General features: G+C 70.7%; 26 protein-coding genes. 11 read left to right on the plus strand and 15 right to left on the minus strand.

The features are described from left to right. The first annotated feature begins 149 nt into the window (after nt 1–149). Both AC1U7O_RS02635 and AC1U7O_RS02640 read left to right on the plus strand, forming a co-directional pair. Nucleotides 150–947, plus strand: coding sequence for a formylglycine-generating enzyme family protein (locus AC1U7O_RS02635; RefSeq protein WP_479893109.1), 798 nt, complete (start codon nt 150–152; stop codon nt 945–947). Nucleotides 948–1,404: 457 nt separating this feature from the next. After that, nucleotides 1,405–1,959, plus strand: coding sequence for a c-type heme family protein (locus AC1U7O_RS02640; RefSeq protein ID WP_479893017.1), 555 nt, complete (start codon nt 1,405–1,407; stop codon nt 1,957–1,959). Between the two features lies 1 nt (nt 1,960). On the opposite strand, the gene AC1U7O_RS02645 is transcribed toward AC1U7O_RS02640, so the two are convergent. After that, a complete protein-coding gene (locus AC1U7O_RS02645) occupies nt 1,961–2,773 on the minus strand; it encodes a right-handed parallel beta-helix repeat-containing protein (RefSeq protein WP_479893018.1) in 813 nt (270 codons plus the stop codon). A 236-nt stretch (nt 2,774–3,009) separates the two neighbouring features. On the opposite strand from AC1U7O_RS02645, the gene AC1U7O_RS02650 reads away from it, so the two are divergent. Genes AC1U7O_RS02650 through AC1U7O_RS02660 form a run of 3 tightly spaced genes read left to right on the plus strand, consistent with a single transcriptional unit; the run spans nt 3,010 to nt 5,826 of the window. After that, the gene (locus tag AC1U7O_RS02650; RefSeq protein ID WP_479893019.1) at nt 3,010–3,228 is read left to right on the plus strand and encodes a hypothetical protein; all 219 of its coding nucleotides are present in this window, start codon (nt 3,010–3,012) and stop codon (nt 3,226–3,228) included. A gap of 58 nt (nt 3,229–3,286) precedes the next feature. Next, nucleotides 3,287–4,885 carry a phytoene desaturase family protein gene (locus tag AC1U7O_RS02655; RefSeq protein WP_479893020.1) on the plus strand — a complete coding sequence of 533 codons (1,599 nt, stop codon included), beginning with the start codon at nt 3,287–3,289 and terminating at the stop codon, nt 4,883–4,885. After that, nucleotides 4,882–5,826 (plus strand): peroxiredoxin, encoded by a 945-nt coding sequence (locus AC1U7O_RS02660; protein WP_479893021.1) that lies wholly within the window; start codon nt 4,882–4,884, stop codon nt 5,824–5,826. The genes AC1U7O_RS02655 and AC1U7O_RS02660 overlap by 4 nt, the downstream gene beginning before the upstream one ends. A 251-nt stretch (nt 5,827–6,077) precedes the next feature. Here the strand turns inward: AC1U7O_RS02660 and AC1U7O_RS02665 are convergent, their stop codons facing one another. The 3 genes from AC1U7O_RS02665 to AC1U7O_RS02675 all read right to left on the minus strand — a co-directional run bounded on the left by AC1U7O_RS02665 (nt 6,078) and on the right by AC1U7O_RS02675 (nt 9,195). Further along, nucleotides 6,078–7,187, minus strand: a complete 1,110-nt coding sequence (locus AC1U7O_RS02665) for a GGDEF domain-containing protein (protein WP_479893022.1) — start codon at nt 7,185–7,187, stop codon at nt 6,078–6,080. 281 nt (nt 7,188–7,468) lie between these two features. After that, nucleotides 7,469–7,993: a DUF2726 domain-containing protein gene (locus AC1U7O_RS02670; protein WP_479893023.1), complete on the minus strand. Its 525-nt coding sequence runs from the start codon at nt 7,991–7,993 to the stop codon at nt 7,469–7,471. Then, nucleotides 7,990–9,195 (minus strand): anhydro-N-acetylmuramic acid kinase, encoded by a 1,206-nt coding sequence (locus AC1U7O_RS02675; protein WP_479893024.1) that lies wholly within the window; start codon nt 9,193–9,195, stop codon nt 7,990–7,992. Before AC1U7O_RS02675 ends, AC1U7O_RS02670 begins: the two co-directional genes overlap by 4 nt. A gap of 181 nt (nt 9,196–9,376) precedes the next feature. Between AC1U7O_RS02675 and AC1U7O_RS02680 the strand changes: the two genes are divergently transcribed. The 3 genes from AC1U7O_RS02680 to AC1U7O_RS02690 all read left to right on the plus strand — a co-directional run bounded on the left by AC1U7O_RS02680 (nt 9,377) and on the right by AC1U7O_RS02690 (nt 12,020). Then, nucleotides 9,377–10,282 (plus strand): metal ABC transporter substrate-binding protein, encoded by a 906-nt coding sequence (locus tag AC1U7O_RS02680; RefSeq protein ID WP_479893025.1) that lies wholly within the window; start codon nt 9,377–9,379, stop codon nt 10,280–10,282. Nucleotides 10,283–10,295: 13 nt separating this feature from the next. Continuing rightward, nucleotides 10,296–11,075: a metal ABC transporter ATP-binding protein gene (locus AC1U7O_RS02685; protein ID WP_479893026.1), complete on the plus strand. Its 780-nt coding sequence runs from the start codon at nt 10,296–10,298 to the stop codon at nt 11,073–11,075. Nucleotides 11,076–11,192: 117 nt separating this feature from the next. Beyond that, nucleotides 11,193–12,020, plus strand: coding sequence for a metal ABC transporter permease (locus AC1U7O_RS02690; protein ID WP_479893027.1), 828 nt, complete (start codon nt 11,193–11,195; stop codon nt 12,018–12,020). A 31-nt stretch (nt 12,021–12,051) separates the two neighbouring features. Here the strand turns inward: AC1U7O_RS02690 and AC1U7O_RS02695 are convergent, their stop codons facing one another. The 4 genes from AC1U7O_RS02695 to AC1U7O_RS02710 form a co-directional block, all read right to left on the minus strand. Continuing rightward, nucleotides 12,052–12,465, minus strand: a complete 414-nt coding sequence (locus AC1U7O_RS02695; protein ID WP_479893028.1) for a GNAT family N-acetyltransferase — start codon at nt 12,463–12,465, stop codon at nt 12,052–12,054. A gap of 46 nt (nt 12,466–12,511) precedes the next feature. Then, complete coding sequence (locus tag AC1U7O_RS02700) at nt 12,512–12,802, minus strand: hypothetical protein (RefSeq protein ID WP_479893029.1); 291 nt, start codon at nt 12,800–12,802, stop codon at nt 12,512–12,514. A 7-nt stretch (nt 12,803–12,809) separates the two neighbouring features. After that, on the minus strand, nt 12,810–13,235 hold the full coding sequence (locus tag AC1U7O_RS02705; protein WP_479893030.1) for a hypothetical protein: 426 nt from the start codon (nt 13,233–13,235) through the stop codon (nt 12,810–12,812). Between the two features lie 61 nt (nt 13,236–13,296). Next, on the minus strand, nt 13,297–14,268 hold the full coding sequence (locus AC1U7O_RS02710) for an RluA family pseudouridine synthase (protein ID WP_479893031.1): 972 nt from the start codon (nt 14,266–14,268) through the stop codon (nt 13,297–13,299). Between the two features lie 167 nt (nt 14,269–14,435). On the opposite strand from AC1U7O_RS02710, the gene AC1U7O_RS02715 reads away from it, so the two are divergent. The 3 genes from AC1U7O_RS02715 to AC1U7O_RS02725 all read left to right on the plus strand — a co-directional run bounded on the left by AC1U7O_RS02715 (nt 14,436) and on the right by AC1U7O_RS02725 (nt 18,124). After that, nucleotides 14,436–16,667, plus strand: coding sequence for a PAS domain-containing sensor histidine kinase (locus AC1U7O_RS02715; RefSeq protein WP_479893032.1), 2,232 nt, complete (start codon nt 14,436–14,438; stop codon nt 16,665–16,667). Continuing rightward, entirely contained in the window at nt 16,664–17,302 is a 639-nt protein-coding gene (locus AC1U7O_RS02720; protein WP_479893033.1) for a response regulator, read from the plus strand. The genes AC1U7O_RS02715 and AC1U7O_RS02720 overlap by 4 nt, the downstream gene beginning before the upstream one ends. Nucleotides 17,303–17,476: 174 nt before the next feature. Then, nucleotides 17,477–18,124, plus strand: coding sequence for a response regulator (locus AC1U7O_RS02725; RefSeq protein WP_479893034.1), 648 nt, complete (start codon nt 17,477–17,479; stop codon nt 18,122–18,124). A 21-nt stretch (nt 18,125–18,145) separates the two neighbouring features. On the opposite strand, the gene AC1U7O_RS02730 is transcribed toward AC1U7O_RS02725, so the two are convergent. From AC1U7O_RS02730 to atpH, 7 genes are all read right to left on the minus strand, one after another. After that, on the minus strand, nt 18,146–20,560 hold the full coding sequence (locus tag AC1U7O_RS02730; protein WP_479893035.1) for a hypothetical protein: 2,415 nt from the start codon (nt 20,558–20,560) through the stop codon (nt 18,146–18,148). 11 nt (nt 20,561–20,571) lie between these two features. Continuing rightward, nucleotides 20,572–20,874, minus strand: a complete 303-nt coding sequence (locus AC1U7O_RS02735) for a hypothetical protein (RefSeq protein WP_479893036.1) — start codon at nt 20,872–20,874, stop codon at nt 20,572–20,574. Between the two features lie 209 nt (nt 20,875–21,083). Further along, a complete protein-coding gene (locus AC1U7O_RS02740; RefSeq protein WP_479893037.1) occupies nt 21,084–21,500 on the minus strand; it encodes a F0F1 ATP synthase subunit epsilon in 417 nt (138 codons plus the stop codon). 68 nt (nt 21,501–21,568) lie between these two features. Then, complete coding sequence (gene atpD, locus AC1U7O_RS02745; RefSeq protein ID WP_479893038.1) at nt 21,569–23,014, minus strand: F0F1 ATP synthase subunit beta; 1,446 nt, start codon at nt 23,012–23,014, stop codon at nt 21,569–21,571. 89 nt (nt 23,015–23,103) lie between these two features. Further along, nucleotides 23,104–23,982, minus strand: a complete 879-nt coding sequence (gene atpG, locus AC1U7O_RS02750; RefSeq protein ID WP_479893039.1) for an ATP synthase F1 subunit gamma — start codon at nt 23,980–23,982, stop codon at nt 23,104–23,106. A gap of 107 nt (nt 23,983–24,089) precedes the next feature. Further along, entirely contained in the window at nt 24,090–25,607 is a 1,518-nt protein-coding gene (atpA, locus tag AC1U7O_RS02755; protein ID WP_479893040.1) for a F0F1 ATP synthase subunit alpha, read from the minus strand. Between the two features lie 4 nt (nt 25,608–25,611). Then, the gene (gene atpH, locus AC1U7O_RS02760; RefSeq protein WP_479893041.1) at nt 25,612–26,151 is read right to left on the minus strand and encodes an ATP synthase F1 subunit delta; all 540 of its coding nucleotides are present in this window, start codon (nt 26,149–26,151) and stop codon (nt 25,612–25,614) included. Nucleotides 26,152–26,256: the final 105 nt, after the last annotated feature.

The following is a 26,256-nucleotide window of genomic DNA, read 5'->3' on the forward strand; positions in this document are numbered from 1 at the left end:
TGGCGGACTTTGCCGACGACAACCCGCATGTGGGCGAGGTCGAGGCGCTCAAGCAGCAGATCGCCGCCGAGATCCAGGTGGCGAAGGCGCCGGCCTTCGAAGCGCCGCGGCAAGCGGGACGCGAGCTCACGGGCAAGGACGGCGCCCCGATGGTCCTGATCCCGGCGGGCGAGTTCCTGATGGGCAGCACGGAGGGGGAGCCTGATGAGAAGCCGGTCCACCGGGTCTCGTTGGATGCGTTCTACCTGGACAAGTACGAAGTGACCAACAAGCGGTTCCAGCAGTTCGTCCGGGAGACCGGCTACGAGACGACGGCGGAGAAGGCAGGCACGGCGTGGGGAGTGACCGCAGGTGGGAGGTGGGAAGAGATCCGCGGGGCGAGCTGGCGGAAGCCGGAGGGGGGCGAGACGGTGTTCGTCACCAATCGGGATGAGCATCCGGTCGTGGCGGTCTCCTGGGACGATGCGGAGGCGTACTGCCGGTGGGCGGGGAAGCGGCTGCCGACGGAAGCCGAGTTCGAGTACGCCAACCGGGGCGGGACGCGGACGACCTACTGGTGGGGCGACGGGCATCCCGGCTCCCGCCGCGTGGCGAATATCGCCGATGAGACGGCGAAGCGGCAGTTCTCCGGCTGGACGATCATGACCGGCTACGACGATGGCTACGCGCGGACCGCGCCGGTGGGCTCGTTCGAGCCGAATCCCTTCGGGCTGTACGACACGACGGGGAACGTGTGGGAGTGGACGGCGGACTGGTACGGCGCGGACTACTACGGGCGGAGCCCTCAACGCAATCCGACCGGGCCGTCCAGCGGTGAGGGGCGGGTGCTCCGTGGCGGGTCCTGGGGCAATGGGCCGGTCTGGTTCCGGTCCGCAAATCGGGACTGGGACGTCCCGACGGACCGGGATGCGGTTCATGGCTTCCGTTGCGCCCAGGACGCCCGATGATTCCCTTTACCCTTTGTCCCTGTTCACTGTTCTCTTGAGCGGATGCCCGAGCCCCTCTTCTGGGCTCCGCCCCCGGCGTGGAGGGAGGAATGACGCGCGGCGCCAGGGCCGGCAAGCCGGCGGGCGCGGGCGCCTGATCCGCCTCCCACGCCACGTGCGCAGGGCACCACTGCCAGATGCCGAGGCTGATGATCCTGGTCAGGGCCGCCGGCACGCGGCGATCCGCGACACCGCCCAGCATCGCCACGGCCGCCAGGGCGATGAGTCCGCTACGTGCCTGTCCGCTCATCATGGTCCCCCCCACCGACGTAGCGGTCGGCATTCCGGCCAAGGCCGCGGAGCGGCCGCGAGCCGGGGTCCGGCCAGTGGCCCGATCCTGGATGCCGGCGTCCGCCGGCATGACGATGCGACGAACTTGTGGGACGCCCCGTCGGGCTAGCGAGGGAGGAGCGGCGGCGTGAAGCATCCCCTGCGAGGCATCAAGGCAACGGCGGCGGTCCTGCTGCTGGGGGCGGTCGCCCTCGCGCCGGCGGTCCGCGCGGCGGACGTGCCCTACGACGTGGTCGTCCAGTATCTCCTGGAGACGGTGCGCGCCTTCCGGACGGCCTACGTCCTGAGCGTCGTGGAGCACCTGCGCGAGGGCGGCATCACGCCCAAGGAGGACTGGGTCAAGGACGCCCACGCGATCCCGCTGCCCGCGCAGTTCGTGAAGGAGGCGGGGGCGAAGATCGAGTCCTACGAGGTGAGCCTCATCGGGCTCACCCCCATCAACCGGGCGAACCTGCCCAAGTCGCAGGCCGAGGCCGACACGCTGATGACCATGGCCACCGACCGGAGCAAGCGGCTCCTGACCTTCTCCGAGGGCGATGTGTACAAGGGGATGATCGCCGACCTCGCCATCGTCCAGTCCTGCGTGGACTGCCACAACGAGCATCCGCAGAGCCAGTGGCGGAAGTGGCGCCGGGGCGACGTGATGGGCGCGATCGTCGTGCGGGTGAAGAAGGGCCGCTGAGTCAACGCCCGATCTCCGCCAGCGGGTCCGGGCGGACGACGAGCGCCCCGAGCGGGTTGGGCTCCAGCCGGTTGCTCTCGGGCAATTCCTCCAGCGCCGGCGTGGTCGTGCAGTCGGGCGTCGCCACCAGGCCCCAGTGGTCGTTGTCGCGGCTTTCGTTCTCCAGCAGCATGGCCGCGGCCAGATGGAAGAGCAGAAAGCCGCTGAGCCGGTTCTCCCGGCAGAGGTTGCGGACCAGGTCCGGCCTGGTGCCGGGGTCGCGGACGGCGATCCCGAAGTGGTGGTTGCCGAAGCAGCGATTCTGGGCGACGTAGGGGCAGGCGCCGGCGAAGACGAAGAGGCCCGACTCGCGGCTTCCGCAGACCTCGTTGTCCAGGAGCGTGGGGCGGCAGTTCGGGCCGTAGACCACGAGGCTGGACAGCACCCCGTCGCGCACGCGGCAGCCGGCGAGCGTGCAGACCGAGTCCAGGATGTTGACGGCGGAGTGCTGGTCGCTGCCGACGTAGCGGAAGGTGATCCCGGCGATGCGGCCGCCGGTCACGCGCTGGAGATAGAGCGGGCCGCCGCGCCGGCAGAAGATCTCCACATGATCCCGCCCGGCGCCGGTCAAGAGGATGCGGCGGTCGGCGACGAAGAGCCGATCCTCGTAGACGCCCGGCCGGATGAAGATCTGATCGTCCGGCCCGGCCTCCTCCAGCGCGGCGCTGGGGAGCGGATAGGCGGCCGGGTCCCGCCGGTCCACGACGAGGGTCCGGCCGCCGGCCGGGTTCGGCGGGGGCTGCTGAACGGAAGACGTTTCCTCTGGGGTGGACACGGCGCGGCATTATTCGACCCCGCTGAGAATGAAGTCAAGGCGGCGTCCCGACGCCCGAGGCGTGCGCGGGTGGGCCGTGCGCCCCACACCTGTCCGGTTTTTCCAACAGGTCCTTCCGGCGGCGCCCGTCGGATCACAGCGGGGACGACGGGCCGATCTCCATGAAATCCTCGGGACTTGCGCCCACCTGCGGCGGCCGTCGCCCGCTGGTACGTGGCCTGCACATGTGTGCGGGCATGGAAGCCCTCTTGACCAAGGTGGTGGCGGCGGTGCTGGGGCTGGCGCTCCTGTTCGTGATGGTGGCGGCGGGGATCGCCGCGCCGCCGGACCTGGACCAGCCGGGCCGGCACCTCGACGATCGGGTCAGGCCGGAGTCCCGGCAGGGGGGCGACGAGGCGGGGCTCGCCCGCCGGGCGCTCAAGTCCCTCGACCTCTCCCTCTCCGCCGTCAACTGATCCTCCCATCGCCCGACGCCCTCGACCGGCCGTTCCCGCCCTGCTACCATAGGCCCCCATGCCATCCCGCTACGACGCGATCGTCGTCGGGGCCGGGCACAACGGCCTCGTCACCGCCTGCTACCTCGCGCGGGCGGGCTGGCGGGTGCTCGTCCTGGAGCGGCGGCCGCTCGTGGGCGGGGCCTGCGTGACGGAGGAGGTCTTCCCCGGCTTCCAGGTCTCGACCGCCGCCTACCTCCAGAGTCTCTTCCGCCCCGAGATCGTCGAGGAGCTGCGCCTGCGCGACTACGGCTACGAGGTGCTGGCGCGCGATCCCTCCTCCTTCACGCCGCTCCCGGACGGCCGCTCGCTCCTCCTGGGGTCCGATCCCGCGCTCTGCCGAGAGGAGATCGGCCGCTTCAGCCGGCGCGACGCGGAGCGGTACCCGCGCTACCGCGCGATGCTGGAGCGCGTGGCCGCCGTGCTGGAGCCGATGCTCTCGATGACCCCCCCGGACCTCATCCATCCCGGCGTGCGCGACCTCTGGACGCTCGTGAAGCTGGGGCGGGCCCTTCATGGCATGGGCGCGCGGCTGTGGGAGGCGGTGGACATCCTCGCCGGGCCGGCGCGCGCGATGCTGGATCGCTGGTTCGAGTCGGAGCCGCTCAAGGCCACGCTCGCGACCGACGCGGTGATCGGCACGACGGCCGCGCCTTCGACGCCGGGCACGGCCTACGTGCTCTTTCACCACGTGATGGGCGAGACCAACGGCGCGCGCGGCGTCTGGGGCTACGTGCGCGGCGGCATGGGCGGGCTCACGCGGGCGCTTGCGGCCGCGGCGCGGGACCTCGGCGTCGAGGTCCGCTGCGACGCGGAGGTGTCGTCCATCCTGGCGAGGGACGGGGCGGTCCGCGGCGTGGCGCTGGCCACGGGCGAGGAGTTCGAGGCGCCGGTCGTCGCGAGCAACGCCGACGCGCGGCGCACCTTCACGCGCCTGCTCGACCCCAAGCTGCTGCCGCCGGAATTCGTCGAGGCGGTCGAGCGGATCGACTACGGCGGCGCCTCGATGAAGATCAACGTCGCGCTGTCGGCGCTGCCCGATTTCCTCGCGCGGCCCGGCGTCCGGGCGGGGCCGCAGCATCGCGGCACCATCCACATCTGTCCGGACCTGGACTACCTGGAGCGGGCCGCCGACGACGCGAAGTACGGCCGGCCCTCCGAGCGGCCGCTGCTGGAGTGCACGATCCCCTCCGTCGTGGACGAGACCGTCGCGCCCCCCGGCCGCCACCTGATGTCCATCTTCGTCCAGTACGCGCCCTACGCGCTGAAGGCGGGCGACTGGGACGGGCTGCGCGACGCCTACGCCGACCGCTGCTTCGCGCTGCTGGACGAGTACGCGCCGAACTTCTCCTCCTCCGTGCTCGCGCGGCAGGTCCTGACGCCGCCGGACCTGGAGCGGACCTTCGGCCTCACGGGCGGGAACATCTTCCAGGGCGCCATGACGCTCCCGCACCTGTTCTGCTTCCGGCCGGTCGCGGGCTGGGCGGAGTACCGCGCGCCCATCGAAGGCCTCTACCTCTGCGGGGCGGCCGCCCATCCGGGCGGCGGGGTGATGGGGGCGGCCGGCCGGAACGCGGCCGGCGAGATCCTGGCCCGCGCCGCTCGGGGGCGGATATGAACGCCGGGCTCGCGGGGCGGGGTGGGGTGCTGCCGCGCTGGCTGTCCATCGGGTTGCTGATCGCCGGGTCCTGCTTCGCGGCGCTCGTGGCCTATGACTGGGTCGCGGTCTACCTGCTGGGGCGGGGCCCGCACCGGCTCGTGCCGACCCACGATTTCGTGCGCGGCCTCGTCGAGGACCTCGGCCTGGCCGCCGCCTATGGGCTGGTCGTCACGCCGCGCGTCGCCGGGGTCGTCGCCGACGATCCGCCCAGGGTCCGGCGGATCAGTCTCGTCATGCTCGGGCTCGGCATCGCCTGGTACGACGTGATCTGCGCCTTCGGCACGAGGGAGCTGCCGGCGCCGCCGGGGTTCGAGGTCGGGCTGGTGGTCCTGTTCGTCGTGCCGGTGTTGCTCGCGCCCTGGTACGTGCGGTGGGTGCGGTCGAAGATCCCGGCGGGACAGGAGTCCCTCTGGCGAGGGAAGGAGAGAACGACGATGGGTGAGCTGACGGTGGGCGATCCGGCGCCGGACTTCGCGCTGCCGGCGGACGACGGGACGACGGTCACGCTTTCGGGCCTGCGTGGCCGGCCGGTCGTCCTCTACTTCTATCCCAAGGACGACACGCCCTACTGCACGGTCGAGGCCTGCGGGTTCCGGGACGCGGGCGCGGCGCTCGCGGAGGCCGGCGCCGTGGTCCTGGGCGTGAGCGCGGACGGGCCGGAGGTGCACCGGCGCTTCCGGGAGAAATTCACCCTGCCGTTCCGGCTGCTCACCGACGCGCAGGGGACGGTCCAGCGGGCCTACGGGGTCTTCCGGCCGCTGCTCGGACGGTGGCTCGGGCCCAAGCGCGCGACCTTCGTCATCGGCCCGGACGGCCGGCTCGTCGCCGTCTTCCGCCGCGTCCGCGTCCACGGCCACGCCGCGGAGGTGCTGGCCGCGCTGCGCCGCGCCGGAGCCTGACCTGCAAGGCGCCTGACGTCTCCGCTCGACGCATGCCCGGGCTCGGCGAGGCTTGCCGCAGACGGCGGCGGAGCTGGAAGGGCTCCGGTGCCGCGTGCAGGGGGGCGGCCCTACGGGTCCGAGCAATAGGTTCAGCGGACCGCCGAACGGCTCTCGTCGGAGAATACGCTCCGGCCGCAAGGTCGCCCCGCCAGCGCCCGCGCCCCTGGCGAAGGTTCCTGCGCCTTCACGGCCTGGATGGGAGATACCTGTTACCGGTGGCAGGCGGGCCGGCCGGCGGCCTGGCAGGCGGGCCTGCCCGCGGCCTGGCAGGCGGGCGGGTCGGCGGCGGTCTCCGCCGCCACGACGCACCGGTTGCGCCCCTGCGCCTTGGCGGCGTACAGCGCCGCGTCCGCCCGGGTCAGCAGCGCCGTCAGCGTCTCGACCGCGTCCGGCCCGACGGCCCCCGCGGCCACCCCGACGCTGGCCGTCACCGGACAGGTCCCGCCGCCGGGCAGCAGGTAGGGGGCCGCCGCCACCGCCGCCCGCAGCCGCTCGGCGACCTGCTGCGCCGACTCCTCCACCGCCCGGGCCGGGGCCGGCAGCACGGCAAACTCCTCGCCGCCCAGGCGGCCTACCAGATCGGTCGGCCGCACCGCCGCCTGCAAGACCGCCGCGGTCTGGCGCAACACGGCATCCCCCCCATCGTGGCCGTGACGGTCGTTGATCGCCTTGAAGTGATCGAGGTCCACCATCGGGACGGCCACCGCCATGTCGGCGCGGCCCGCCCGTTGCACCATCCGCTCCGCCGCCGCCATCCAGCCCCGCCGGTTCAAGAGGTCGGTGAGCGGGTCGCGGAGCGCCAGCCGCTCGAAGTAGTCGCGCAACCGCGCCAGTTCCTGCTCCCGGCGCTTCAGCCCCGTAATGTCGGAAATGGTCTCGACGGCGAGCGGCCGTCCGGATCGGTCGGCCGGCGAGACGGGCGCCCACTGCACCAACAGCCACCGGCCATCCGGCAGGGGCACTTCCGCCTCGGTGGCCCGGCCGGTCGCCAAGGCCTCCCCGGCGCGGCAAAACCCGCAGACCGTCTCCTGCCGCGCGATCGCCCGATAGCAACAGGCCCCCGTGATCTCGCCCAAGTGGGCCCGGCCGGCGGCGTTCTGGAACCGCACCGCGAAGCGGTCGAGATCAATGAGCGAGATGATGGCCGGACTGGCATCGATCAGCTCGGCCAGCCTGACCACCGGCTCGGCCGGATCGCCCGGCTCGGCCGGATCGCCCGGCTCGGCCGGCGGCACCGACCCGGTCCCGGTGTCCGCCGCCACGGCCCCCTCGGGGGAGGGTCGCGATTCCGGCGTCTGGGCGTCTTCTGTCTGCGGCATGCCGTCCCTCCGTCCACAGGGGAAAGGCGCTTCCCCGCCCCTGTGTCGGTTGAAACCCCGATGGGCTTGAACGGCGGCCAAGGCTCCGCGAGGAGAACCCGGCTGAGGCGCCGCGGCGCAACCGGCCCCGATGGTACGCATATGGCCTGGTCCTTCCATAACCCTTCGATAATGACATGTCGGATCTTCGGCAGCAGGGTCCCTAGCGACGCCATCGCCGCCGGCACGGAGGCCGGCACGGTGCGGGGACAGAATGAGTCGCGAGGGGGCCGAGGGCTCGCCTAGTCCTCCGGCTGTACGCCCAGGCGCGCCGCCAGGGCCGGCGTGCCGGCGGTCGCCGGGTCCAGCCTGACCAGCTCGACGCCGATCTCCCCGCACAGCGCCTCGAGCAGCCTCGCCCGCGCGCGCCGCTGCGGCGTGGGCGGCTCCGGCGCGTCCACCTCGACGACCTTCTCCACCGCGAGCGTGCCCGGATGGACGAGGGCGAAGTCCACCCGCTTGAAGGCGATGGCGTTCAGGAAGGCGCGGCGCCGGTCCGGGGTGTCGGCGGTCGCCTCCACGAGGCACCAGAGCGGGACCTGCGCCAGCACGAGGTAGCGATCCTGGACGGCGAGCTTGAGGAGATTGTAGAGGGTCGCTTCCTCGCGGGTGAGGAGGGGCTGGGGCTTCAGGGCCACGCCGGGCGGGATCACGGGCGGCGCGGCGGCGGTGACGGGCGCGGCGGGGGTGGGGCGTCGGCGTAGGAGGAGCCAGGCCGCCAGGAGCAGCAGGACGAGGGCGGTCGCGGCCACCGGGAGCGAGATCACGGGCGCGGCCTCGCGGCGCGGGAGAGGGCCGGGGCCAGGCGGGCCACCCAGTCCGGCCCGGACGGCACGATCGTGCCCAGCAGGACGGGATGGGCGGCCCCGGTCGCCGAGGGGATGTTGGCGCATTCGCCGTGGATGGTTTGATGGGCGAGGACGGCGAAGGCGACGGCCTCGAAGCCCCTGCTGTCCCAGCCGGCCTCCTCGAAGGTCCGCACGGGCACGGGCGCGAAGACGGCGGCGAGGTCGGTCATGACGGTCCGGTTGCGCGCGCCGCCGCCCCCGACGAGCACCTCGTCCACCGGCCCCGCGAGCCAGCGGCGCGCGGCGCCGACGGTCATGGCGGTGAAGAGGGCGCACGTCGCGAGGATGTCCTCGAGCGGTCGGCGGCGCCGCCGCTGGACCTCGACGATGCGCCGGAGGAACGGCTCGCCGAACTCCTCGCGGCCGGTGGACTTGGGCGGCGTGCGGCGGAGGAAGGGATGGGCGAGGAGCGTGGTGAGCAGCTCCGCGTCCACGCGCCCGCGCGCCGCCATGCGGCCGTCGCGGTCCATGGCGAGGCGGCCCGCCGTCAGGCGGCGGACGAGGGCGTCGAGCACCATGTTGCCGGGGCCCGTGTCGAAGGCGCGGACCGCGTCGAGCGGCGCGCCGGCGGGCAGGTAGGTCACGTTGCTGATCCCGCCCAGGTTGACGATCAGGCGGGAGCGGCCGGGGTGGCGCAGCAGCAGATAGTGGACGTAGGGGGTCAGCGGCGCCCCTTCGCCGCCGGCCGCCAGGTCGCGCGGGCGGAAGTCGGCGACGACGGTGACGCCCGTGCGCTCGGCGATCACGGCGGGCTCGGCGATCTGGAGGGTGGAGCGGACCATCCCGACGCCGGGCTCCCGGACCGGCTTCGGCAGGTGGTGGATGGTCTGGCCGTGCGAGCCGATGAGGTGGACCTCGGCGAGCGGCAGCCCGGCGCGGCGCGCCACGCGCCGCGCCGCCAGAGCGAACCATTCGCCCAGCGCCGCGTTCAACCGGCAGACCTCGGCCACGCCGCCGTCGGCCGCCGCGGCGAGCAGGCGCTCGCGGAGGGCGGGCGGGTACGTGAGCGTCAACGACGCGCGCGGGGCGACCTTCAAGGCGTGGCCGCCGCCCTCGATGGACACCAACGCCGCGTCCACCCCGTCGCCCGAGGTGCCGGACATGAGGCCGATGACATTCATGGAATGCGCGTCGCTCGTGGTTCGTCGCCCGACCCGCGGCGAGCGGCGAACGACGAGGCACGCCCCTGAGGGCGGCGCTACGCTAGCGGAACTCCCCAGGCCCCGTCAAGCCGGGCGGCTCGCCCGCGCGGCCCGTGTCCGACGCGTTGACTTCCCTCGGGTGGGATGCTACTGTCCGCGCATGTCGCGGCGTTTTCTCTTCCAGATCGCGTGCTTGGCGTTGCTGCTGCCGTCGGGCCTGTCGCCGGCTCTGGCGACGCCCCTGGAGGTCGTCGTCACGATCCCGGTGCTCAAGGACCTGGCCGAGCGCGTCGGTGGCCCCCACGTGCGGGTGACGTCGTTGTTGACGGGCCTCGAGAGCGAGCATACGTACTCGCCCCGTCCGAGCGACCTGATGGCGGTCCGCCGGGCCAAGGTGCTGCTGGAGATCGGCGTGGGGCTGGAGGTCTGGGTCGGCTCGCTGGTCAAGAACGCCGGCAACCCCGGTCTCCTCCGCGTGACGACCTCGCGGGGCATCGCGCTGATCCGGGACGCCGAGGAGACGGGCGGGACGCCGGGGGACGAGCCCCATGAGGGCAACCCGCACGTCTGGCTGGACCCCGAGAACGCCAAGCTCATGCTGCACCACATCGCGGAGGCCTTCAGCCTCGCCGACCCGGACCGTGCGGCGGTCTACCGCGCCAACGAGGCGGCCTACCGGCGCGAGCTCGACCGCCTCCAGACGGAGCTGGCGGCGCGCCTGCGCGGCGTGGGCCGGCGCCGGCTCATCGTGCATCACCCCGCCTGGCCGTACTTCGCGCGCCGGTTCGGGTTCGAGGTCGCGGGCGAGATCGTCACGCAGCCGGGGGCGGAGCCCTCGGCGCGGCACCTCCAGGTCCTGATGGCCCGCATCCGCCGCGACGACATCCGGGTGATCGTCTCCGAGCCCCAGCTCAATCAGCGGATTCCGGAGCTGCTGGCGCGCGAGACCGGGGCGCGGGTGGTGCTGCTCACGCCGCTGCCCGGCGGCCTGCCCGGCACCGACTCCTATCTGGACATGATGCGGTACGACGTCCTGCAGTTGGCCCGCGCCCTCGAAGCCAACTGACCTCGGCGCGCCCATGGCCCCGCCCATCATTCGCTTCGACCGTGCCTCCTTCGGGTTCCCCGGCGTCGTCGCGCTGGAGGACATTTCCCTGGAGATCGCCGAGGGCGAATTCGTCGGGGTCATCGGCCCGAACGGCTCGGGGAAGACCACGCTCTGCCGGGCCGTGCTGGGCTTGATGCGCCCCCTGAAGGGGAGCCTGCAGGTCTTCGACTGCGCCTGCGAGGCGCTGCGCTGTCGTCATCGCGCCCGCATCGGCTACCTGCCACAGAAGGGCGTGCTGGACCGGAACTTCCCGATCACCGTGCTGGAAACCGTGATGATGGGCCGCTACGGGGCGCTCGGCCTGCTCCGTCGGCCGGGGGCGCGCGACCGCGAGCTGGCGATGGAGGCGCTCGCCAACGTCGGCATGCAGGACCACCGGGACACCGCGCTCGGACACCTGTCGGGCGGGCAGCAGCAGCGGGTGCTGATCGCGCGGGCGCTGGCGCAGCAGCCGCGGGTGCTGCTGCTGGACGAGCCGACGACCGGCATCGACATCACGACGCAGCACAGCGTGCTCGACCTGATCCGGCGGCTCCACCGCGACCTGGGGCTCACGGTGCTGCTGATCACCCACGACATCAACATGATCCGTCCGCACGTGGACCGGCTGGTGCTGCTGAAGACGAGGCTGTACGCCGCCGGACCGCCGGGGGAGGTGCTGCGCCCCGACGTGCTCCGCCAGGTCTACGGCAAGGAGCTGGTGATCACCGAGAAGGACCTCGTCATCGTCGAGGATTACCACCATCACTGACGAACCGGCGATTGCGCGACCGATGACGGCGGCACTGAACGATCGGTGAGCGATCGTTCCTCGCGGCGCGTCAATCAACGATCCCCGATCGCCGATCCGCAATCCCTCAATGCCCCGATGGGTCAATTTCTCGACATGCTCGCCTACGACTTCATGCAGCGGTCGCTGCTGGCGGCGGCGCTGGTGGGGGCCACCTGCTCGCTGATCGGCGTCTTCGTCGTGCTGCGCGGGCTGGCCTTCATCGGGGCCGGGACGGCGCACGCGGCCTTCGCGGGGGTGGCGCTGGCCTACCTCGTCGGCCTGCCGCCGCTGCCGCTCGCGGTGGCGTTCGGCCTCGCGACGGTCTGGACCACCGGCTTCATGGAAGAGACGGGCAAGATGAAGCTGGACGTCTCGATCGGCATCCTCTACACGGCCACGATGGCGCTCGCGATCCTGTTCATCGGCCTGATGAAGACCTACAACGCGGAGGTGTACGGCTACCTCTTCGGCAGCGTGCTCTCGGTGACCACCGAGGAACTGACGGGCATCCTGCTGCTGGGGCTGCTCGTGCTGGGGGTCGTGCTGGCCTTCTCGAAGGAGCTCTATTTCATCGCCTTCGACCAGGAGATGGCGGAGGCTTCCGGCGTGCCGGCGCGGCGGATGTTCTACCTGCTGCTGACGCTCGTGGCGCTGACGGTGGTGGTCGCGCTGAAGATCGTCGGGGCGATCCTGGTATTCGCCATGGTCCTGATCCCGGCGTCCACGGCCTATCAGCTCACGCACAGCCTGGCGCACATGACGGGCTACGCGGTCGCCATCGGGACGCTGTCGGCGGTCGGCGGCGTCCTGCTCTCCTACGCGTGGGACCTGCCCTCCGGGCCGGCCATCGTCCTGCTGGCGACGGCCCTGTTCTTCCTCGCGCTCCTCCTGTCCCCCAAGCGCCTGCGCCGGGCGGCGGCCTGAGCGGGATGATGCAACGGGCCGCCGGGGGGCGTCACTCCGGGCGCGCCTGCGCCGACCGGCGCCACACCATCCCGGTCTGCTCCTTGGCGGAGAAGCCGAGCTTTTCGTAGAAGGCCTGCTTGTCGCGCGTGCAGAGCCAGAACAGCTCCACGCGCGCGAGGCGGGGGTGGTGGAGGATGCGCTGCATGATGGCCGTGCCGATGTCCTGGCCCTGGTAGGCGCGGTCCACGATCACGTCCCAGATGGAGGCGCGGTAGACGTAGTCCGTCAGGACGCGGCCGAAGCCGACGAGGCGGTCGCCGTCCCAGGCGGACAGGGCCAAATCGGTGTGGCGCAGCATCTCGCGGGTGTCCTCCAGCGTTCGGCCCTTGGCCCAGGGGGCTTGCTCGTAGAGCCGGAGGAGCTGGGCGGGGTCGAGGTCGCTGCGGTCGGAGTAGCTGATCATGGGCTTGAGCGGCCGGCCCCTCCTGTATTAGAGTACCGCCTGGTCGTCACCGGTCCGGAATCGTCGAGGCGTCGTCCATGGTCGTCAGGGCCTGTCCCAGGTGCAGCCGGCTCATGTGGGTGAAGGAAGAGGACGTCGTATACCCGGATGAGCTGACCATGCAGATGACCTGCCCCCACTGCCGCCAGATCGTGCGGCTCAAGCTCGTCACGCAGGGCGCCAACGCCGCCGGCCCGAAGATGGGCCACTGAGCTTCGATCGTCGATTCTCGAGCGGCGGATTCGGCCGCGACGGTCGTCGTGCCCGCCTCGATCGCCAACCTCCGATCGAGGCGCACCGCTTCTTCATTGCAGGCCCTTCCCCGCGCCGTCGAGCTCCGGCGTGTTGCCGGGCATGATCTTGTGCAGCGCGGCCCGGTATTCCTCAAGCCGCGCCCCCAGGGGCGGGCTCCACTTGACGGTCTGCTCGGTTCGCATGAGCTCGAGCTGATCGAGCGCCAGGAGCAGGGCCTGCACGCCGCGCAGGATCAGGCCGGACTCGAAGGCTTCGAGCGATTCGATGAAGATCTCGTTCAGCCGGCGAAAGGCGGGGCCCGTCGCCTGGTCGCGGAAGCGGTACACCGCCTTCTCATAGGCCTCGACCGCCTCCGGCGAGGGGCGGAGCCCGCCCGGCACGACGGTCATGTGCAGGACCGCGGGTACCTTCACGCTGTAGGCCTTGAACTGCGCCACCAGCCCGCCGATCACGTCCAGCGCGTCGCTCGCGTCCACGGTGATTTCCCCCGACCGCCCGTTCGCGGTCGTTGACTGATACTCCCGCCTCCGCCGCCTGTCAAGCATCCGTTCGCGCCGCGCCGCCGAGGGCCAGGCGAACCGCCTCGATGTCGGGCGGCAGGGGGGCGGAGAACTCCAGCGCCGCGCCGCCGACCGGATGCGTGAAGCCGAGCGTCCGTGCGTGGAGCATGACGCGCAGCACGGCCACGCCGGCCGGCGCGCAGACCTTGCGGCCGCCGTAGGCGGGGTCGCCGAGCACGGGGTGGCCGATGGCGGCCAGGTGCACGCGGATCTGGTGCGTGCGGCCGGTCCGGGGGCGCAGCTCCAGCCGCGCGGCCGTCGCGCCCAGCCGCTCGACGACCCGATAGTCCGTCACGGAAAGCTTCGGCCGCGCGGTGCGGGCGGAGAATTTCTTGCGCTCCTTCGTGTCGCGGCCGATGGCCAGGTCCACGACGCCGGCCGCCTTCCTCGGGACGCCCCAGACCAGCGCCTCGTAGACCCGGGTGATGCTGTGCTGCGCGAACTGGACGGCCAGCCCGCGATGCGCCTGGTCCGTCTTGGCCACGACCATGACGCCGGAGGTGTCCTTATCCAGCCGATGGACCAGCCCCGGCCGCTCCCGGCCTCCGACCGTGGAGAGCGCGCCGCCGGGGCGCCCCAGGTGGTGCAGGAGGGCGTTGACCAGCGTCCCGCTCCAGTGGCCGGGGGCGGGGTGGACGACGAGGCCGGCCGGCTTGTTCAGCACGAGCAGGTGCGCGTCCTCGTACAGCACCGCCAGCGGGATCGGCTCGGGCCTGAGCTCCAGCGGCTCCGGCCGGGGAACGACGAGGACGATCCGGTCGCCCGGCCGGATCTTCTGGCTCGGCTTGGCGGGCCGGTCGTTGACGGTCACGCCCCCCTCCTCGATCAGCCGCTGCAGGGCCGAACGCGAGAGGGCCGGGTCCCGTCCGGCCAGGAAGAGGTCGAGGCGCTTGGGCGCCTCGCCGGCGGTGATGACGATCTCGCTGCGCGTCGCGACGAACTCCCGCATCGGCGGGTCTCCGGGGCAAGCGGTCCCCACGCTGCCATATCGCCCGGGGCGAAAACAAGCGTCGCGCCCTTCCTTGTAATCCTTCCGGCGGATGGGTACCATGGCGGCATCGGACCCCGGCCGATGATGGCGGGCTCCCGGTCGCCGGAGGGGTTCGGAGGTTTCCCATGACCGCATCCCGACCCTCCGTGACGGCATGGTTGGCCGTGTTGGCGGCGGCCGTCTTCGCCCTGGACGTCACCCTGACTCCCGGCTGGGTCCCCGGGCTGCTGTACGCGCCCCTTCTGCTCCTGACCCTGCCGCTTCCCTCGCCCCGGGCTCCGCTGGCGCTCGCGGCCGTCTGCACGGCGCTGCTGTTGCTCGGGCTCTTCTGGCCGCCGGCCGACCGGCCGTTCTGGCCCGCCCTCGGGAACCGCTCGCTCGGGCTGGCGACGCTCTGGGCGGCGGCGGTCGTCCTCGCGCGGTATCGGTGGGCCCTGCCGGTGCGGCGGGCCGTTTCGGCCCGGCCGGACGGTCCGGGGGACGGTCCCGCACGGTCGACCCCCGGCGCCGAGACCCCGGAGATTCCCCGTGACGAGGCGGCGCTGCAGGAGCACAACGCACTGTTCCGGACGATGGCGGATGCGGCGCCGGTCCTGATCTGGGCGGCCGGCGCGGATGGGGGCTGCACGTACTTCAACCGGAGCTGGCTCGACTTCACCGGCCGGACGCTGGAGCAGGAACTGGGCGACGGTTGGGCCGAAGGGGTCCATCCCGAGGACCGCGGGCGCTGCGTCGCGGCCTACCGGGCCGCCTTCGACGCCCGGGCGCCCTTCGAGCTGGAATACCGGCTCCGCCGCGCGGACGGCGCCTATCGCTGGATCCTGGACCGCGGGGCGCCGCGGATGCTCCCGGACGGCGGCTTCGCCGGCTACGTCGGCTCGGCCATCGACATCACCGACCGGCGTCGCGCCGAGGAAGAGCTGCGGATGAGCGAGACGCTGCTCAAGCAGTTCGTGGAACGGGCGCCGGCGGCGGTCGCGATGTTCGACGCGGACATGCGCTACCTCCTGGCGAGTCGGCGTTGGCTGGCGGATTACGGGGTCGGCGACGAGCCGATCGTCGGCCGCCGCTTCGAGGAGGTGTCCCCGGAGATTCCCGACCGCTGGAAGGCGGTCCATCGGCGGGCGCTGGCGGGCGCCGTCGAGCGCTGCGAGGAGGACCTCTTCATGCGCAAGGACGGGAGCCTCCACTGGCTGCGCTGGGAGGTCCGACCCTGGTGGAAGGCCGACGGCGCCGTCGGGGGGCTGGTGATGTTCTCCGAGGTGATCACGGAGCGCAAGCGGGCGCAGGAGGCCCTGCACGAGAGCGAGGAGCGGTTCCGGCAGTTCGCCGAGCACTCGCACGACGGCATCTGGATCGGCGACTATCGGGCGTTGCGGCTGGATTACGTGAACCCCGCCTACCAGGCCCTCTGGGGACGGCCCACCGCGAGCCTGGTGGAGGACCCGACCTCGTTCCTCGAAGCCGTCCATCCCGAGGACCGGCCGCGGGCGGCCGCCATGGTGCGGGAACGGATGCAGGGGCGGGCCGAGGCGATGGACTACCGGATCCTCGGGCCGTCGGACACGGTGCGGTGGGTCCGGGACCGGGCCTTCCTCATCCGGAACGCGGAGGGCGCCGTCCACCGGATCGCCGGCATCATCGAGGACATCACCGCCCGCAAGCTCGCGGAGGAACAGCTCCAGCGGACGACGGAGCGGCTGCGCGCCCTGACCGCTCACCTGGAGACCGTCCGGGAGGAGGAGCGCACGCGGATCGCGCGGGAGTTGCACGACGAGTTCGCGCAGCGGCTGACCTGCTTCAAGCTGGACATGGCTTGGCTGGCGGCGCGCCTGCCGGAGGGGAGCGAGGCCCGGGGCCTGCCCGCCAAGCTCAAGCACATGGCCGCCATGGCGGACGAATCGATCGCGGCGATCCGCAAGCTCGTCGCGGAGCTGCGCCCGCCCGTGCTGGACCACCTGGACCTCATGGCGGCCCTGGAGTGGCTCGCGCGGGACTTCCAGACGCGCACCGGGGTGGCCTGCGAGTTCTCCTGCCGGCCGGACGACCTGACGCTGGACGAGGCGAGGACGATCGCCGTGTTCCGCATCGTGCAGGAGGCGCTGACCAACGTCGCGCGGCACGCGGAGGCGACCCGCGTGACGGTGCTGGTGGAGCACGGCGACGGGACGCTGCGGCTGGCCGTGGAGGACAACGGCCGGGGCATCGCGGAGGACCGGATCGTCGGCGCCGCCTCCTTCGGGCTGCTGGGCATGCGCGAGCGGGTGACCCTGTTGGGCGGTGAGATCGCCGTGCGCCGCCGGCCCGAGCGGGGCACCGCGGTCACGGTCCGCCTGCCGCTGGAGGGCCGGCCGTGATCCGGGTGGCCCTGGCGGACGACCACGCCGTGGTGCGGCGGGGGCTGGAGGAAATCCTGCGCGCGGAGCCGGACATGGAGGTCGGCGGCACGGCGGCCGACGGCGCCGAGCTGCTGGCGCTCGTCCGGCGCAAGCCCTTCGACGTCGTGCTGCTCGACATCACCATGCCGGGCCAGAGCGGCCTGGAGGTCCTCCGATCGCTGAAGCAGGAACGGCCGGCGATGCCGGTGCTGGTCCTGACCATGCACGCGGAGGACCAGTTCGGCGTCCGGGCGATGCGGGCGGGCGCGGCCGGCTACCTGACCAAGGAAAGCGCGCCGGAGGAGATGGTCCGGGCGATCCGCCGGGTCGTGGCCGGCGGCAAGCACATCGGTCCCTCGCTCGCGGAGCACCTGGCCGAGGCCGTCATGACGATGGCGGACCAGACGCGCCCGCCCCACCAGCGCCTCTCGGACCGCGAGTTTCACGTGCTGCGGGAACTGGTCTCCGGCAAGCGGGTCGGCGAGATCGCGCGCGACCTCGCGCTCAGCGTCAAGACCGTCAGCACCTATCGGGCCCGCGTGCTGCGCAAGATGCAGCTCAAGAACTCCGTCGAGCTCGCCCAATACGCGATCCGCCACCGCCTCGTGGAATGACCCCTTAAGCCCGCGTGCCCGCCCATCGCCATCCTGGTCCGTTCGACCAGTCCTGTAGGCGTTGTCCGACGGCAAAATCAGACGTGTTCGGCTGGTCGGCCGTCGGCGGAGCCGTTACGATGGACCACGTCGACGAACCGTGTCCATGGCCCGATTCCATCGAGGAGGCGCGCGATGACCATGACAAAGACGATTCGGGTAGCGCTGGCCGACGACCATCGGCTGGTCCGGCAGGGACTCCGGGGGATTCTCGAGGATGCGCCGGATATCGAGGTCGGCGTGGAGGCCGCCGACGGGCGCGAGCTCCTGGCGTTGATCCGGCAGAAGCCGTGCCATGTCGTGCTGCTGGACATCACCATGCCGGGCAAGAACGGCATCGAGGTCCTGCGGGAGATCAAACGCGAGCGGCCGGCCCTGCCGGTCCTCATGCTGACGATGCACGGGGAGGACCTGTTCGGAACGCGCGCGCTGGCCGCGGGCGCCGACGGCTACCTGACGAAGGACAGCTCGCCGGACCAATTGCTGGAGGCCGTCCGCACGGTGGCCGCCGGGGAGCGCTACGTGAGCGAGGACCTGGCCGCGCAGCTCGGCGAGGACGTGGACGACCTCTCCAGGCCGCCGAGCCACAAGTCCCTCTCGAACCGTGAATTCCAGGTGCTCCGCCTCCTGGCCTCCGCCAAGACGGTGACCGAGACCGCGGAGGACCTGGACCTGAGCGTCAAGACGGTGAGCACCTACCGCGCCCGCATCCTCCAGAAGCTGCACCTCCGGAACACGGCCGAGCTCATTCAGTACGCCATCCGCAAGAAGCTGGTGGACTGAGCGCCGCCTCTTTGGCAGTGTCTATTCCCCGCTCCACGGCATGAGCGTGATCGTGACCGAGTTCGGCACGAAGGTCGGCGTCGTGGGGAAGCCGATGTTCGTGGACGAGCCGCCCTGGTCGTCGTAGGGAAATCCGTAGACCAGGCTGTGGATGCTGATGCCGTTGGGGTTGTAGCTGCTGTCCTCGTGCAGGAACTTCGCGTAGAGGTTCGAGGTGGTCCCCGGCGCGTAGTAGCGGTGAGGCGGGGAGGTGTTGGAGGTCCCGCCGCTGCCGGTGTCCGTGTAGGAGGTGGGCGGGGCCGTGGTGCTGTTTTGGACGGTGGTCACCAGCACGTTTTCCTTCCCGGGGGCGGTGCCGCGGTAGACCTTGAACGCGCTGACGACGCTCGTGTCCTGGGGCTTCCACTGCAGGGCCACGCTGTTGGTGGTGGAGCCGTCCACCACCGCTCGCCACTCGAAGCTGGGCGTGGATTCGTTGCCGGCGGCGTCCAGGGCGGTCATGACGTAGTAGTAGGTGCCGTTCAGGCCGCCGCCCTGGCTTTTCTGCGGCGCGGCTCCGATGAACAGGGGGAAGTTGGCCCAACTGGTCGGCGCCACGGTCGTGGCGATCCCGCGGTTCAGCGCCGACACGATCGGGTTCTCGATGTCCTTCACGACGCCGACATTGAAGGTTTCGGGGTCCTGCGAGGAGGCGAACACCCCGTCGCAGGCGAAGACCATGCGCGAGGGCGATTCGGTCGGGATCGGCAGCCAGGACGGGGCCGGCGGGTACGACGGAGTGCCCGTGTTCGTCGAGAAGAGCGGCTGGTAGACGGTGACCACCTTGCCGGCGTGCTGCCCGCCCGGCTGACCCTTCAACCGCAGGGCGGTGTAGGCCGTGGTCGGCGCCCAGGAAGGATTGTACTGGATGGTTTGCCCCGTCCACGTGGTGCCGTCCACTTGGATCGTAAAGGAGTTCGGCCTGGTGTAGGCGTCGAAGAAGGCCCGGATGGCCTTCGTGTAGTAGGTGCTGAGCGGATCGTAGCCGTAGGCGATGAGCGGCGGATTCTTCTGTCTCGGCGTGCCGGTCCCCTTATCGGAGAAGGTCGTCGTGGTGCTGGAGCCGACCAGCACGAGCTGGGAACTGGTCGAGGAGCAGGCCCCGGCGTTGGCGTTGGGCACCTGGAGCCGGTAGATGTTGTAGCCCGTCGCGCCGGGGAAGGGCTGCCAGCTCAGGTTCACGGTGGCCTGCGGCTGGTTCTGCCCGTCGACCGACTTGTTATAGGGGACCTGGAACTGGAAGCCGGGGTTCGTCGGCGTCTCGCCCGTCGCGCTCGTGGCCGTCACCCAGTAGCAGAAGCCCCAGGCCGGGGGGCCGGATTGCGGAGGGGGAGGGATCGGGAGGCTCCCGCCCGGGCTCAGGGAGGACTGGTTCTGCACCGGCCCGCCGCCGCTCTCGATCGCGATCAGGACATCCTGCGGAGAGACGAGACGGTATTGCACCCCGTCGATATTGCCCCGTGTGAAACTCTCCATGAAGAGGTGCCCCGCCTGGCCGGCCGCGAAATCCGGATAGTTCTGGAATTGCGCGAACAGGCAGTCACGGCACAGGGGCATGCCCACCCCGTCCTGCGCGGGAAAGGGGGGGGCGGGATCGGAGGTGATCGTGAAGGGAAAGCCGACCTGGTCCACCTGCGAGAGATCCACGTCGAGGCCGCTGGTGTTGTAGGTGTATTCGAAGAGCCCGTAGATGTCGGTGGGGAACGAGTTGGCGGTCGGCACCGGCGCGCCGCCCCTCGGCCCGGACGCCGGCAGTTGGATCTGACTGCCGATGGAGATGACGATCGCGGCGCCCTTGACGTGGCCGCTCGGCAGTTGGAGCACGGAGGTGACCAGGGTCCTGTCCTGGGTCGGGGCCGCCTGCGCGAACAGGGTCACCAGGGGCAGGGAACCCGATCCCGGGACGATCGCATAGTCCGACCCGGTGAAATAGACGAAGGTGTCCGTCGGGATGGAGGTTCCCTGCTGCGGGCCGCTCGTCGGCGTGTAGGCCTGATCGGTGATCTGCCCGAAGACCGCGGCGTAGACGCCCTTGGCGGCCACTTCCTTCGGGGCCTGGAAGATGAAGCAGGGATTCACGGGAGGGCTGGGACAGGACGCGGCGGCCGTCGCGCCGAGCGCGGCCGTGGGGGCGCCGCCGCCCGCCATCGCCCGCAGGCGCTGCTCGAGCTGCTCGGCCTTGGCCCGCTCGGCCGCGCTCGCCTGCGCCATCGCGGCGGTCCGTTCGCGCTCCTGCCGGACTTCGGTGCGCAGCTTGGCCTTCGCCTCTTCACGCTCCTTGCGGACCTGCTCCACGTCGCCGGAGGTGGCGCAGCCGGCCAGCAGCAGCCCGGTGGTCAGCAGCAGCCCCGTCGCTCGCCGACCGATTCCCCGCCCGCTCGCGTCCCAACACTTCATGGCCGCCCTCCTTATTCCAGCGCCTTCATGGCGGCCCGGACCTGCTCCAGGGCGGTCAGGTGACGCGCCTCTTCCGCCTTCAAGTATTCCTTCACCGTCTTGGACACCTTGGCGTGCGAGGCGCGCAGGGCCTCGTTCTCCTTCGCCAGCGTGGTGAGCTGGGACTGATCCTTCGTGAGCTCCGTCCGCAGCTCGCTCTCGCCGCGTTGGGCCTCCTGCCGCACCTGCTCGATGTCGCCGGAGGTGGCGCAGCCGGCGAGCATCCCCGCACAGACCAGGAGCCCCGCTGTGCCCACCCATGCCGAATGAGTCATGGTCGTCCGCCTGCTGGCCACGATGAGCCTCCTTCCTGGGGTGAATTTCACGCTGAGCCGGTCGCGGCCTTGTCGCGGCGCGTGGGTAGGCCACGGCTCGGATCAGGGGAAGACCATACGCAGAACATTGCGCGCTGTCAATGAATTAGGAGAGAGCCCCGCCCTTACGGGTACGGAGAACAGCCGTGAGGGTCGCGATGGGAAGCGAGCTACTTCTGCCGTGCGCGTTCGGCGATCTTCTTGCGGAGGCGGGCCTTCTCCAGGCTCACGCGGGTCTGCTCGACCTCGGAGGGGAGCAGGCCGCCCTGCTCCAGCTTCTGCTCGGCGGCGCGCACGGCCGCCTCGGCCCGCTCGACGTCGATCTCCTCGGCCTTCTCGGCGATCTCGGCCAGGATCGTCACCTTGCGCGGGGTGACCTCGGCGAAGCCCCAGAGGACCGACATGTAGGAGATCGTCTCGCCGACCCGGTAGCGCAGCTCGCCGATCCGCAGCGAGGAGAGGAAATGACCGTGCCCCGGCAGGACGCCGAAGTCGCCCTCGGCGCCGGGCGCGATGACCTCCTCCACCTCCTGGCTCAGCAGGAGGTGCTCGGGGGTGACGACTTCGAGAAGGAGTGTGCTAGCCATCGGTTATCCGTGAGGCGTGAGGGGCGGCACACGCACCGCTTTTCACCTTACGCCGTACCCCTCACCCCTTACGCCCGTTTGAATCCCAGCTTCTCCGCCTTGGCCACGGCCTCGTCGATCGTCCCGACCATGTAGAAGGCCTGCTCGGGCAGGTCGTCGTACTTGCCCTCGACGATCTCCTTGAAGCTGCGCACCGTGTCCTTGAGCTTCACGTACTTGCCCGGCGTGCCGGTAAAAGCCTCGGCCACGTGGAAGGGTTGCGAGAGGAAGCGCTGGATCTTGCGCGCCCGGGCGACGATGAGCTTGTCGTCCTCCGACAGCTCGTCCATGCCCAGGATGGCGATGATGTCCTGGAGGTCCTTGTACCGCTGCAACACCGACTGGACCGCCCGGGCCACGCGGTAGTGCTCTTCCCCGATGATCTGCGGGTCGAGGATCCGGGAGGTGGAATCCAGCGGATCCACGGCGGGATAGATGCCCAGCTCGGCGAGCTGCCGCGAGAGCACGGTCGTCGCGTCCAGGTGGGCGAAGGCCGTCGCCGGCGCCGGATCGGTCAGGTCGTCGGCCGGCACGTAGATGGCCTGCACCGACGTGACCGAGCCCCGCTTCGTCGAGGTGATGCGCTCCTGCAGCGCGCCCATCTCCGTGCCGAGGGTCGGCTGGTAGCCCACGGCCGAGGGCATGCGGCCCAGGAGCGCGGACACCTCGGAGCCGGCCTGGGTGAACCGGAAGATGTTGTCCACGAATAGGAGCACGTCCTGGTGCTCCTCGTCGCGGAAGTACTCGGCGATGGTGAGGCCGGTGAGGCCCACGCGGAGACGGGCGCCCGGCGGCTCGTTCATCTGGCCGTACACGAGCGCGGCCTTGGACTTGGTGTAGTCGTCCGGGTCGATGACCTTGGACTCCTGCATCTCGTGCCAGAGGTCGTTGCCCTCGCGGGTCCGCTCGCCCACGCCGGCGAACACGGAGAAGCCGCCGTGGTGGAGCGCGATGTTGTTGATCAGCTCCATGATGATGACGGTCTTGCCCACGCCGGCGCCGCCGAACAGCCCGACCTTGCCGCCCTTGGCGTAGGGCTCCAGCAGGTCCACGACCTTGATCCCGGTCTCCAGCACCTCGGTCTTCGTCTCCTGCTCCTCGAGCGGGGGCGCCGGCCGGTGGATCGGGTAGGTCTTCTTGGCCTTGATCGGCCCCCGCTCGTCCACCGGCTCGCCCAGGACGTTGATCAGGCGGCCCAGGGTCTCGCGGCCGACGGGGACGGAGATCGGCGCGCCCGTGTCACGGGTGTTCATGCCGCGGACCAGGCCGTCCGTCGAGGACATGGCGACGGCGCGCACGCGGTTCTCGCCGAGATGCTGGGCGACCTCAAGGGTCACCTTGATCTCGGGTCGCCCGGTCTGCCGGTCCTCCGCCTCCTCGATCCGGAGGGCGTTGTAGATGTTCGGAAGCTGGCCCTGGGGAAACTCCACGTCCACCACGGGACCGATAACCTGGATGACCTTGCCGGTAGCCATATCGCTCCTTGCCGTCGCGCGTTGAGAGTTTTGAGTGTTCAGTGTTGAACGACGATGCCGCGCCGAAGGGACATCCGGACAGCTCAACACTATTTCAAGGCTTCCGCCCCGCCGACGATGTCCATCAGCTCCTTGGTGATCGCGGCCTGGCGGGTCTTGTTGTAGTAGAGCGTCAGCTTCTTGATCAGCTCGCCGGCGTTCCTGGTCGCGCCGTCCATGGCGGCCATCCGGGCGCCGTGCTCGGCCGCGGACGACTCGAGCAGGATGCGGTAGGCCTGCCAGTGGAAGTGCTTCGGGAGCAACAGGGCGAGCAGCTCGTCCTCGTCCGGCTCGTAGAGGTAGCTCCCGCCCGCCTGGGTCGGCTCCCCGTCACCGGCGATCTGCTCGATGGCGTCCAGTGGGAACAGCTTCTCCACGATCACGCGCTGCTGGATCGCGGACTTGAACTCGTTGTAGATGACGTGCAGCTCGTCGAAGCCGTCCTTGACGTAGGTGTCGATCAGGTCCTGTCCGACGTCGAGACCGTGCTCGTAGGTCAGCCGGTCGAACACCCCCATCCACTGCTGCCGGATGGGCCAGTGGCGACGGCGGAAGTACTCGCGACCCTTGCGACCGATGAGGCTCACGGTCACGGCCCCGCCGCGCCCCTCGACCTCGCGGATGAACTCCAGCGCCCGGCGGACGATGTTCGCGTTGAAGGCGCCGCAGAGGCCGCGGTCGCTGGTGACGACGAGGACTTCGACGCGGCGCCCGGTCCGCTTCTGGAGCAGGGGATGGGCGGCGCGGTTCACCCGCCGGCTCAGGTTGCCCAGCACGCTGCGCAGCTTGTGGGCGTAGGGCCGCGCGGCCAGGATGCGGTCCTGGGCGCGCTTGAGCTTCGCCGCGGCCACCATCTTCATGGCCTTGGTGATCTTCTGCGTGTTCTTGACCGCGGCGATCTTGCGCCGGAAGCTCTGGAGACTCGGCATGATTCAAGGCTCGGGCGATGCGAGGATCGGGTGATGTCCGATTGAGAACCCCGGACGCCTCACCCCCCCGCTCTCGGCACTGTCTTCGATCCCTCGATCAGCGATCCTCACTTCGCCCCGTATCCCATCTTCTGCTTGAAGGCGGTGATGATCTGCTTCAGCTCACCGGCGAAGGCCTCGTCGATCTTGGCCTTGGCGACGAGGTCCTTCTTCACCTGGGGATGGTGCTGGGCGACGTAGTGCAGCAGGTCGTACTCGAACTGCTGGATCTTGTCCACGGCCACATCGTCCACGAAGCCGTTGACGCCCGCGAAGATGGACAGCACCTGATCCGCCACCGCCATGGGCTTGTACTGGCCCTGCTTGAGCAGCTCGACCATCCGGACGCCGCGCGCGAGCTGGGCCTGGGTGGCCTTGTCCAGCTCGCTGCCGAACTGGGCGAAGGCGGCCATCTCGCGGTACTGGGCGAGGTCCAGCCGCAGGGTGCCGGCGACCTGCTTCATGGTCTTGATCTGGGCCGACCCGCCGACGCGGGAGACCGAGAGCCCGACGTTGATCGCGGGCCGGATGCCCGAGTAGAAGAGGTCGGCGGCCAGGTAAATCTGGCCGTCGGTGATCGAGATGACGTTGGTCGGGATGTAGGCGGAGACGTCGCCCGCCTGGGTCTCGATGACGGGGAGCGCGGTGAGGCTGCCGCCGCCCAGCTTGGGGCTCAGCTTGGCCGCCCGCTCGAGCAGCCGCGAGTGCAGGTAGAACACGTCGCCCGGGTAGGCCTCGCGGCCCGGCGGCCGGCGCAGCAGCAGCGAGAGCTGCCGGTAGGCCGTGGCGTGCTTGGACAGGTCGTCGTAGACGATCAGGGCGTGCTTGCCGTTGTCGCGGAAGTACTCGCCCATCGCGACGCCGGCGTAGGGGGCGATGAACTGGAGGGAGGCGGCGTCGCTGGCGGTGGCCGACACGACCAGGCTGTAGTCCATCGCGCCGTGCTCCTCCAGCGTCTTGACCACGCGGGCGACGGTGGAGCGCTTCTGGCCGATTGCGACGTAGATGCAGAAGACGTCCTGCCCCTTCTGATTGATGATGGTGTCCACCGCGATCGCGGTCTTGCCGGTCTGCCGGTCGCCGATGATCAGCTCGCGCTGGCCGCGACCGATCGGGATCATGGCGTCGATGGCCTTGATGCCGGTCTGCAGCGGCTCGCGGACGGACTGCCGGTCCACCACGCCGGGGGCGCGGACCTCGATGCGGCGCGTCTGGCTGGACTTGATCGGGCCCTTGCCGTCGAGCGGCAGGCCGATGGCGTTGACCACGCGGCCGACCAGGGCCTCGCCCACCGGCACCTCGGCGATGCGGCCCGTGCGCTTGACGGGGTCGCCCTCCTTGATGCCCGTGTCCTCGCCCATGAGCACGACGCCGACGCTGTCTTCCTCCAGGTTGAGCGCGATGCCGTAGACGCCGCCCGGGAACTCGAGCAACTCGCCGGCCATCGCGCCCTCCAGGCCGTAGACCTTGGCGATGCCGTCGCCGACCTGGATGACGGCGCCGCGCTCCTTCACCTCGACGCGCTGGTCGAAGCCCTTGATCTTTTCCTTGATGATCGTCGTGATCTCTTCTGCCTTGATCTGCATGCGGCTACTCCTTCGCCAGAAGGGCCTTCATCGCGGCGAGGCGGCCCCTCACGCTGCTGTCGAACACGGTGCTTCCGATGCGGACCTGGACGCCGGCGATCATCTCGGGGTCGGTCCGGAATTCCAGTTCCACGTCCTGCCGGAGGAGCTGGGCCAGGCGGCCGCGCAGCGCGTCCGTTTCGGCGGCGTCGAAGGGGCGGGCCGTGGAGACGGTCACTTGCCGGGCGCCGCGCGCCTGGTCGGCCAGGACGCCGAAGGCGTCGGCGATCTCCGGGAGCAGACCGACGCGGTTCTTCCTGACGAGCTGAGCGAGGAAACCGTCGACGACCTCCGGGCAGCCGAGACGGCGGCTCAGGGCGGTCAGGACCTCGCGCTTCTCCTCGAAGTTGGTGGCAGGAGAGGCCAGGACGTGCCGCAGGTCGGTGGACACGCTCAGGGCGTCGCCGAGCGCGGTCAATCCGGCTCGGGTCGGCTCCACGTTCGCGGCATCCAGGAGATCGAACAGGGCCTTGGCGTAACGGCGTGCGACAGAACTCTTGATCACAGTCGGTACCGGCGAACCCGTTGACAGACGGGGTGAATCGGAGGTGCGGGCGCGAAGAAAACGCGACAGACTAGCATCCGCGAAAGACGCCTGTCAAGCCGCGGA

It is taken from the genome of Candidatus Nitrospira neuquenensis (assembly GCF_979578155.1).